The sequence below is a fragment of the Actinomycetota bacterium genome (assembly GCA_018830725.1).
Lineage (GTDB): Bacteria > Actinomycetota > Humimicrobiia > JAHJRV01 > JAHJRV01 > JAHJRV01.
In genome coordinates, this window is sequence record JAHJRV010000046.1 from 1 (window position 1) to 2,714 (window position 2,714).

Annotated in this window: 2 protein-coding genes; both read left to right on the forward strand. The window is 31.6% G+C overall.

Annotation, left to right across the window (positions count from 1 at the left end; translation table 11 throughout):
- The coding region (locus KKC53_02360; GenBank protein ID MBU2598014.1) for a hypothetical protein at positions 1 to 1,439 on the forward strand (1,439 nt) is incomplete at its 5' end.
- Between the two features lies 1 nt (position 1,440).
- On the forward strand, positions 1,441 to 2,714 hold a 1,274-nt coding region (locus tag KKC53_02365), incomplete at its 3' end, for a hypothetical protein (protein MBU2598015.1).

A 2,714-nucleotide genomic window follows, 5' to 3' on the forward strand; every position in this document is an offset into this window, starting at 1 on the left:
AAGATTTAGAATCTCAACAGATTGCACTTCAGCACGAATCCACTATGATGATTACTATCTATATTAATCTAAGATCAGACGAATTAGATAAATTAAAAAAGGATATTGAGACAGTTCAAACAATACTAAGAAAGGGTAGAATAAAATTTAGATCAGCATCTCTACTCACAAAGCAGGCTTATCAAAGTATTTCTCCATTAAACAAAAATACACTAGAAAATAGGTATTCATCTATTTTAGGATCTCCAGGTGCAGCGAAATTATTCCCATTTATTGATAGGAGTTTTGTTCAATTTAAGGGAAAGCCCATATTATGGGGATATGACTTATCAAGTGGTGATCTTATTTACTTCGACATTTTTACAGAGTTTATGAATTATAACATACATTGTGCTGGTCCTACTGGCGGTGGGAAAACTTTTTTATTGAATATGCTTGCTGCAAGGACTTATGCACTAGGAGATAAAGTTATAATTATAGACCCCACTAAGGGTGATTTTTACAGAAGTTGTAAGGCGTATAACGGGGATTACATAAAGATAGGCGTAGGCGAACCTGTATCTATTAACATATGTTCATTGCCCCAGTATGATTTATTGCCTAAAGGCTATACAGGGGATAAGATTTTAAATCAGCATGTTGAGAAACTAATAAATTATATTGAGATACTAGCAAAAGGTATAACTGTTGAAGAAAAAGGGATTTTAAATCACAGAATAAAGAAAGCCTATTATGATTTTGGAATTAATGAGACTGAAGAATCCCAGCAAAGAGAAGAAAAAGATATGCCAACTTTTACTGACATATACAAAAATGCTATTGATAATAGCAAAGATCTTAATAAATTAAGCGACAGATTACGACCGTTTATAGGAATAGGAACTAAAGAAAGCATGTTCTCAGGTTACACTAATGTCAATCTAGATAGTGATTTTATTGTTTTTGATTTGTCTTCTCTATCTCAGGAGGACAAGATGTTGGGAATTCACCTAATAAACGATTTAATATGGACTAAAGCATTTGAGAAAAGAGAAAGAACCCATGTTTTTGTCGATGAGATGTGGTCGACTCTTGAAAATGATTTTTCAGCAAAAATGAGCGACAGATTCGCACGACTAGCTAGGTCTCTGAATATATCCTTTTGTACAACCAGTCAAAATTTTAGGGATTATATTGAAAATTCCTATGGAAGATCCATCCTTGCTAATGCTGAATGTATGGTTTTGTTACATCAAGAAGAAAGCGAAATTGAGTATATAAAAAAATTTAAAAATTTAACTGACAAAATGGTGAATTTTTTACTTCAAGCAGATGTTGGAGAGGGAATATTGTTTTTAGGAAGATATGCGACTGCTGTTAAGTTTGAAGTTAGCGAAAATGAGGCATTTTTGTACGAGACCAATCCTCAAAAACTAAGAAAAATGGGAGTTTTACAATAGAATGGCTGGTGCAAGTATAGCTACTGCAATTTCAAAAATAATTAAAGAATTAGCTAAAAAAAGGCTAATAGAAAAAATAAGAAATAATTTTGATTTCTTAATTATGACTACTTTAGTATTTTTACTTTTTGTTCCTTATTTTTTAACCTCAATTTTTGTTGTTATTATAAATCCCCGCTATTCTACTGGAACTAATGAATACGGAAATTTGTCAAAAGAAAAAGTAGAAGAATATAATTATTTGCAATATTTTCTAGACGATAAATTGCCCTGGCAGTTCATATATTCAATTGAAGAATACTATGAATTGAAAGATATAGAGGAGTATATATGGCAGGACGACCTTTCTATTTTTTGGGACAAAAATTTCAGTTTTTGGGAAGAGGAGCAGAAGAAATATTATCATATTGAATTTGAACCAGATGAACATGGAAAAAGTATCGGAGAATTAATAATTGATGACAATGAGAAGTATTATCATTGCGAAGATATGATGGTTTATTGCGAAAGGATGATAGAAAAAATTGCAGTTTTTTTAGAAAAGAGTGAATACAATAAATTGGGAGGCTGGGTTCAGGCAGAATTAGATGATAATGAAGAAAAAACGGGTTATTACTATATGTTTTTGGGAGCTTTTAGGATGCCCTTTGATAAATATATTGAATATACAGAGATAGCCCCTGAATTAATCAAAACTACCCCTTATATGAAATCATTGGGAATAGAGGATAGAAAAGTACCTCTGTATAGACCATGCACTATTTATGATAAAAAAGATGATAAAAATATATTGGGAGATGGTGTTATCTATTTAATAAGCATTAAAGATGTTCTTGAAGAAATGGGTGACTCTCATAATTTTTATGAAATACTTTTAAGGCTCGGCTTTGATGAAAACGATGCTTATTTAATTGAAAAATATGCAAGATGTATTATGAGATGGGAAGGTTGGGAAGATGAGACCTTAGAGGAACAAAGAACTACAAAAACTTGTGAAAGATTGTACGAAGAATATCTAAATTTACCAGAGGGATATTATGAAGAATTAAGTGACGAGAAATTAGATTCTTTGCTTAATTGTAGTTATAGTTTTCCTGTTGGCGGGAGTTATCATTATAACCATGATAAATATAGTCATCACGATTATCCTGCAAAAGATATATATTCTTCAGTGGGAACTCCTGTTTATACAGTAACAAGCGGCGTTATAAGCAATGTTAATAAAACAGATCTATATAATTGTGCAACTAAATCCGGTCCTAAAGGTGGGATATC